2 protein-coding genes are annotated in these 8,347 nt (G+C 66.0%); both read right to left on the reverse strand.

The window, feature by feature from the left end:
* Positions 1 to 54: 54 nt before the first annotated feature.
* Complete coding sequence (locus LL253_RS19940) at positions 55 to 7,839, reverse strand: BapA/Bap/LapF family large adhesin (RefSeq protein ID WP_323133418.1); 7,785 nt, start codon at positions 7,837 to 7,839, stop codon at positions 55 to 57.
* Positions 7,840 to 7,865: 26 nt separating this feature from the next.
* A partial coding sequence (locus LL253_RS14755; protein ID WP_228227673.1) for a hypothetical protein occupies positions 7,866 to 8,347 on the reverse strand: 482 nt, incomplete at its 5' end.

Genomic DNA, 8,347 nt, shown 5'->3' on the forward strand with positions numbered 1-8,347 from the left:
AATGATTTGCCACCATTGTCATCCAAATTCTATGATTTATGTTATCAAACACTGTCATATTTGGGAGGTGCTATTGGCTGTATGCTTCTCCAAATCTTCCGGTTGCGCCAGATAGGCGAGCGGATCCTGCGGCACATCTATCGACGATAGATCGTCTGGATGAGGCGACCCTTCACCGACTGGCGCGGCCAGTGCGACCTGTTCCGGCATCGGCTGACGGTCAAGATAGGCAGTCAGCACATCTTCAAGCTGGCCTTGTCCCTCAAACATTTCATAGGCGAGTTCGCCGAGTATGTCATCGGATGGCATGGATGCGGCCGCGTCGGCATCGGACAGGAGGGGCCGATCGCCCGGATCGATCTCGCCAGTTTCCGTCTGGGTCGCCGCCATGATGAGGTCCGCGCTGGACAGGCGCGCCATCGCGTCGTCCTCCATCGACGCCTCGGCTTCGGGCGAAGCGCTCCGCACGACCATGCTCTCGTCACTGGCCAGGACCGCCTCTTCCATCATTAGGCTGCTCGGTTCGGCCAATATCGCGCCCCCGGCCACGCCCGTGTCGACATCGATGGTGACGTTCAGCGTGGCGGTCGATGTGACGCCGTTGGGCTGGACGATCTGATAGGTGAAGCTGTCGACCAGATCGACCGTTGAATAAGGGATGGTGCCGCGCGGCGTGTAGCTGTAATCGCCGGTTTCGGTCACCGTCAACGTGCCGTAACTACCCTGGACCGTGACGGGGGTATCGCCGACTTCGACGAAACCGCTGCCGGTGCCCACCTTCACCACCGGGAAGTCAGTGCCTGTGACATCGTTGGCAAGCAGGTCGCCCTGCGTGCCGGTGACGCCTGCGACCTCGAACTGGTCCAGATGCGTGATCGACTGGCTGATATACACCGTCGAGCTATAGGCCGTGCCCAGAAGATTGGTGCTCGACACCGTGTAGGTATAGTTGCCAGATGGCAGATCCTCGAATGTGTGGCTGATGCCCGATCCAAGCGGCAGCCCGGCAACCGTGGTTCCCGTATAGCTGTCGACCACCTGCCCGGCGCCGTTGCGAACCGTGATGGTGTAGGTCGGTAGCAAGGCGATCGTGCCGCCGCGGATCACCGTGATGGTAATGTCCGCTTCGCTGTTCGCCGCCACAGAGAAACCGTCATTGCCCGACCTCGTGCTCAGGATCGGCGTATTGAACGCAAATTCCTGACTGTTCGGCACCGTTTCCACGACATTGCGATATTGGGCCCCGGCCGTGGCGCTGTCGTCATTGGCGATCGGGGCGGCGGTGATGTCGTCGCTGCCGATCGCGATTGACAGGTTGGCCGTTTCCGTCTCCCCGTCGCTGCGATCGATCAGCGTATATTGGAACACATCCGTCTTGCCGATCGCGGCTGCACTGGCCAATGGCGTGTAGCTATAGCTTCCGTCCAGATCGATGGTCAGCCGGCCGAACGCTCCGTTCACCACCGTGCCATCGGCGGTCACCGCCGTGGTCACGCCGTTCACGGTGACGCTCTGTATTTCCGTTTGGGGGCTGACGATATCGACCTGGCCTGTCGGGCCGGCATCGGTAATGACATTGCCTTCGATCTGCTGCGGGACAATGCTGCCCACGTCGGTGAAATCCGCATCGGTCCCCGATACGTTCAGCGACCCCAGCAAGCCCACGCCCAGAACGTCATTGAACGTCACGAAAGCGCGATATTGCCCTGGCCCAAGCGCCTCTGTGCTGACCAGATTGCCGTTCAGCAACGTCAGCTCAAGCAGGGAAGCACCGCCGCCGCCGTCGACCGCGACCCATTGCGACCCGTTCCACTGCTGCACGGCAACGCTGTACCCGCTCAGAACGCCGATGCTCAGCGTGGCGTCATAGGTGAAGACCGCGTTCAGGCTGTGGCCGTCCGCTACGGTAAAGCCGACGCTGGGCGTACTCAGCACCTGCGCATCGAGGTCGAGAACATCCAGCGAGACCAGCGCCACATAGCTGGCATTGCCATGATTGACCGGGGTCGTCACCGGCAGCAGATCGACCAGCGCGATGGTGCTGTTGTCGAAAGCGGCGATGTCGAATGGCGCGCCCACTAGTCCGGGGTCGGACTGGTTACCGGCCAGGTCGGTCTGCGTCACCGTCAGATCCTCGCCGCCGATTTGCGGGTTCGACAGGGTGACGAGGAAAGACCCGTTGGCCGCGACCACGCCCGTCCCGATCAGCGTCCCGGTGCCGTCGCGCACCTCCACAGTCGCGCCGGCCTCGCCGACACCGGTCACCACGGTGCCGCTGTCGTCGATTGCCAGATTGGCTGGCGCCGGCGGCGCCGTGATGTCGGGCGCGTCGATGCTGATTTCGGGCGACACATTGCCGGCCGCATCCGTCTGGATGACGTCGATGGTCTGGCCGTTGGCCTGCGGCGTGGTCAGGATGACGGTGTAGCTGCCATTGGCCGCCACCAGCGCAGTGCCGATGATGACGCCGGCCTCGTTGGTGATGGTGATGGTCGCGCCCGCTTCGCCCGTTCCCGTGACGGTCGCGCCATTTGCTGACACGATCGCGGTCGGGGTGTCAGGCGCGGTCAGGTCAGGCGCGGTCAGCGGCACGTCGCCGGATTCGTTACCCGCGCCATCCGTCTGCGTGACCGATAGCGCCTCGCCATTGCGCTGCGCCGGGCTGAGCGTGACGGTATAGCTACCGCCCGCAGCAACAATGCCAGTGCCCAGGATCATGCCCTCAGCGTCGCGGACCGTGACCGTTGCGCCCGCTTCGCCCGTGCCAGTGACGGAGCCGCCATTGGCGGCGATCGCCGCTGTCGGCGCGTCGGGCGCAGTGATATCGGGCGCGGTCAACGGCACCGGTGGCGAAATATTGCCCGCCGCGTCCGCCTGCACCAGGGTCAAGCTCTCGCCATCGACCTGCGGCGTCGACAGCGTGGCGCTGTAGCTGCCATTGGCCGCGACAATGGCGGTCGCCAGCAACTGGCCGGTTGCGCTGGTGATGCGGATTGTCGCGCCCGCCTCGCCTGTGCCGGTGACGATCACGCCGGTCGCCGATACACTGCCCGTCGGCGCGGCTGGCGCCGTGATGTCGGGTGCGACTGCCGTCGTCGGAAGCGAGACATTGCCGGCATCATCCGCCTGGGTAATGCCCAGCATCTCGCCATTGACCTGCGGCGTTGTCAGCGCGGCGCTGTAGGTGCCGTTCGCCGCCACCGTGGCTGTGCCGATCACCATGCCTTCGGGATCGGTAATGCGGATGGTAGCGCCCGCCTCCCCGGTGCCGGTCACGACCGTGCCGTCGGATGTGACGGTCCCGGTGGGCGCAGCCGGCGCCGTCAGATCCGGTGCGATGGTCGAAACGGATGGCGACGCATTCCCGCTCGCGTCCGCCTGCACGACGCCCAGTGTCTCGCCATTGATCTGCGGCGGCGTCAGCGTCGCGCTATAGGTGCCGTTGGCCGCGACCGTGGCCGTGCCAATCACGACGCCTTCGGGGTCGGTAATGCGGATGGTAGCGCCAGGCTCGCCCGTGCCATCCACCACCGTGCCGTCACCATTGACCACGCCAGTCGGCGCATCGGGTGCGGTGATGTCAGGGGCGATGACATCGACATCGTCGGACATGTTGCCGGCCGCGTCGGTCTGAACGATCCCTAGCGTTTCGCCGTTGACCTGGGGGCTCGCCAGCGCGGCAATATAGGTACCATTGGCGCCGACCGTCGCGGTGCCGATGACGGCGCCGTCCGGGTCCGTAACCTCGATCGTCGCACCCGCCTCGCCTGTGCCGGTGATGACCATGCCGTCGGAAGAAACGGTCCCGGTCGGGGCGTCGGGCGCGGTGATGTCGGGCGCCGTGATCGGCACCTGCGGCGACTCATTGCCCGCTCCATCGGTCTGCACCAGCGTCAACGCCTCGCCATTGGTCTGCGGAACGTCCAGCGTCACGCTGAAGCTGCCATTGCCGGCGACCGTCGCCGTTCCAAGCACCGTGCCGGCGGCATCGGTGATCTGGATAATGGCGCCCGGCTCGCCGCTGCCGTTTACCACTGCGCCATCGGGTGTAATGGTGCCGGCCGGCGCCGCAGGTGGTGTGATGTCGGGCGCGAACAAATCGACCGCGATCGACGCGTTGCCCGCCCCGTCAGTCTGGACCAGGCTCAGCGTCTCGCCGTTCACTTGCGCGGTGCTCAGCATGACCACGAAGGCGCCATTTACGCCGACCGTAGCGGTGCCCAGCACCAATCCTTCGGCATCGGTAACGCTGATCGTCGCACCGGCCTCGCCCATGCCCGTCACCGCGCTGCCATCGGGCGTGACGGTTCCGGTCGGGGCATCAGGCGCGGTAAGATCGGGCGCGACCAGGCCGATGGAGGGCGAAGCGTTGCCGGCTGCATCGGTCTGCGCCACTGTCAACGGCTCGCCATCGATCAGCGGGGGCGTGATTGCGACGCTGTAGTTGCCATTGCCATCCACTATATCCGTGCCCAGCACATTGCCGGCGGCGTCGGTAACGCTGATCGTCGCGCCCGCTTCGCCGCTGCCCGTCACCGCGCTGCCATCCGCTGATACCATCCCTGTTGGCGCGTCAGGCGCGACCAAGTCGGGCGTGGGCACCATCATCGCGTCGGATTCATTGCCTGCGGCGTCTGTCTGCGTGACGCTCAGCGTCGATCCGTCATTTTGCGCGGGGTTCAAAGTGACGGCGTAATTGCCCTGGCCATCCACCATGGCGGTGCCGATGATGGTTCCGCCAGCGTCCCGGACGGTGACATCTGCGCCCGCCTCGCCCGTTCCAGTTACAACAGACCCGCTATCGTCGATGATCGCTATTGGCGCTTCGGGGGCAGTCAAGTCCGGCGCGGTGACAAGCGTCGGGACAGAGCTGTTGCCTTCCGCGTCCGTCTGCACCACGACCAGCGTTTCCCCATCCCGCTGCGGGGTGTCGAGGGTGATGCTATAATTGCCATCACCATCCGCCTGCGCCGTGCCCAGCGGAATACCGCCCGGGCCTGTGACCGTTACGGTCGCAAGCGGCTCGCCCGAACCGGACACGACCGCACCGTCGGCGGAGATGGTCGCCGTTACCGGATCGGGCGCATCCGGGCCGTTAAGGTCGGGCGCTACTACGGTCACGTCCGTCGACTCATTGCCGGCGGCATCGCTCTGCACCACCGTCAGCGGTTCGCCATGCACTTGCGCGGGTGTAAGCGTTGCCGTCCATTCGCCATCCGCATTGACGGTCGCAGTGCCGATCACGACATCGGTAGGGTCCGTGATGGTGATTGTCGCGCCGACCTCACCCGTGCCGCTCATGCTTGCGCCATCACCAGCGATGTCGGCGGTCGGCGGGGCCGGCGGCGTGAGGTCCGGGGCGATCAGGTCGACAGCATCGGAGACATTGCCCGCGCCGTCAACCTGCGTGACGGTCAGCGGCTCGCTGTCCACTTGCGGCGGTGACAGGGTCACTGCGTAATTGCCCTGGGCGTTGACTGTCGCGGTGCCCAGCAAAGTGCCATCTTGCGATCGCACTTCAATGTCGGCGCCCGCGACACCCGTTCCGGTCACGACCGCGCCCAACGCGCCGATGGTCGCTGTAGGCGGCGGAGGCGCAGTCAAGTCGGGTGCGGTCAGATCGATGTCGGGCGACACATTGCCGGCCGCGTCGCTCTGGGTGACGCTCAGCGCTTCCCCATCGGTCAGGGCGGGATCGAAATCGACGCGATAATTGCCGTCGCTATCGACCGTAGCCGTACCGATCACCGCGCCGCTCGCGTCGCGCACCCGGATGGTCGCGCCGATTTCACCGGTCCCGCTGATCGATCCGCCATCGGCCGCGATCAGGCCCGTCGGCGCTTCCGGCGCGGTCAGGTCGGGTGCGACGATGGGGGTGGGATTGGACACATTGCCCGCGCCATCCACCTGCGTCACCGCAAGCGCTTCGCCATCCACCTGCGGCGTGTCGAGCATCACCGTGTAATTGCCCTGCGCGTCAACCGTCGCAGTGCCAAGCAGCGTGCCGTCCGCATCGCGAACCTCGATGATCGATCCGGCGACGCCCTCACCCGTCACCACCGTGCCCGTCACCACTGATCCGGTGCCGTCGATCGTCGCGGACGGCGCAGGCGGCGGGGTGAAGTCTGGCGCGATCAGGTCTATATCGGGCGACACATTGCCGGCCGCGTCGCTCTGGGTGACGCTCAGCGCTTCCCCATCGGTCAGGGCGGGATCGAAATCGACGCGATAATTGCCGTCGCTATCGACCGTAGCCGTACCGATCACCGCGCCGCTCGCGTCGCGCACCCGGATGGTCGCGCCGATTTCACCGGTCCCGCTGATCGATCCGCCATCGGCCGCGATCAGGCCCGTCGGCGCTTCCGGCGCGGTCAGGTCGGGTGCGACGATGGGGGTGGGATTGGACACATTGCCCGCGCCATCCACCTGCGTCACCGCAAGCGCTTCGCCATCCACCTGCGGCGTGTCGAGCATCACCGTGTAATTGCCCTGCGCGTCAACCGTCGCAGTGCCAAGCAGCGTGCCGTCCGCATCGCGAACCTCGATGATCGATCCGGCGACGCCCTCACCCGTCACCACCGTGCCCGTCACCACTGATCCGGTGCCGTCGATCGTCGCGGACGGCGCAGGCGGCGGGGTGAAGTCTGGCGCGATCAGGTCGATGTCGGGCGACACATTGCCGGCCGCGTCGCTCTGGGTGACGCTCAGCGCTTCCCCATCGGTCAGCGCAGGATCGAAATCGACGCGATAATTGCCGTCGCTATCGACCGTAGCCGTACCGATCACCGCGCCGCTTGCGTCGCGCACCCGGACGGTCGCGCCGATTTCACCGGTCCCGCTGATCGATCCGCCATCGGCCGCGATTAGGCCCGTCGGCGCTTCCGGCGCGGTCAGGTCGGGCGCGACGATGGGGGCGGGATCGGACCCATTGCCGGCCGCGTCGATCTGGATGACGGTCACGCTTTCGCCGTCGATGAGGGGCGGCGTCAGGGTGATGCTGTAGCTGCCATTCGGCTGGACCGTATCAGTGCCGATCAGCGTCCCGTCCGCATCGCGCACTTCGATGGTGGCGCCGATCTCGCCCGTGCCCGACAGGATCGCGCCATCCGGCGTGATCGCCGCCACCGGCGCAAGGGGCGCATCCAGATCGGGCGCGGTCAGCCCGACCGGGTCGGATGCATTGCCCGCATTATCTGTCTGGATCGCCGTCAACATCTGCCCATTGGTCTGCGCTTCGTCGAGGACAATCGTGTAGCTGCCATCGCCCAGCACCGTGGCAGAGCCGATGAGGGCGCCGCCCGGTCCAAAGACGCGGACGGTCGCGCCCGGTTCGCCCGCACCGGTGACGGTCAACCCGTCACCCGCGATTGTGGCGGTCGGCGCTTCGGGCGCAGTGGTGTCAGGGGCGACCAGCAGCGCTGGATCGGATTCGTTGCCCGCAGCGTCGCGCTGGGTGACGCTCAGCGTCTCGCCATCGGTCTGCGGGGCGCTCAGCGCTACAGTGAAGTTGCCGTCGGTTCCGACTTGCGCGGTGCCCAGCACCGTTCCATCGCGGTCCGACACCGTGACCGTCGCTCCTGGTTCGCCTGTGCCGGACACACTGGTTGGACTGTCCAGCGTCGCATCGGGGGTCACCGGCGCAGTCAGATCGGGCGCGATCGCAAGGGCCGGCGCGGATACATTGCCTGCGGCGTCTATCTGCGTGACCTGCACCGTCTCGCCATCGTCGAGCGGCGGGTCGAGCGTGATCGCATAGCTGCCATCGGCATCAGCCATCCCGCTGCCGATCAGTACGCCGTTTACCGAGCGAATCTCGATCCGGGCGTTCGGTTCGCCCACCCCCGCACACACCGTCCCAGACGCATTCACCGCAGCCGAAGGCGGCGGAGGCTCATCAACATCGGCGTCTGCATCCGCGTCCGCGTCAGCATCAGCATCGGCGTCTGCATCGGCATCGGCGTCTGCATCGGCATCGGCGTCCGCATCAGCGTCAGCGTCTGCATCGGCATCAGCGTCGGCATCCGCATCGGCGTCCGCATCTGCATCTGCATCAGCGTCCGCATCCGCATCGGCGTCCGCATCCGCGTCGGCATCTGCATCGGCGTCAGCGTCAGCATCGGCGTCTGTATCCGCATCGGCGTCAGCATCAGCGTCAGCGTCAGCGTCAGCGTCTGCATCGGCATCCGCGTCTGCATCCGCATCAGCGTCCGCATCGGCGTCTGCATCGGCATCGGCATCCGCATCGGCGTCAGCATCGGCGTCTGCATCAACATCGGCGTCAGCGTCGGCATCGGCGTCAGCGTCGGCATCAGCGTCGGCATCCGCATCTGCATCAGCGTCGGCATCT

The sequence above is a fragment of the Sphingobium soli genome (assembly GCF_020782245.1).
Classification (GTDB): domain Bacteria; phylum Pseudomonadota; class Alphaproteobacteria; order Sphingomonadales; family Sphingomonadaceae; genus Sphingobium; species Sphingobium soli.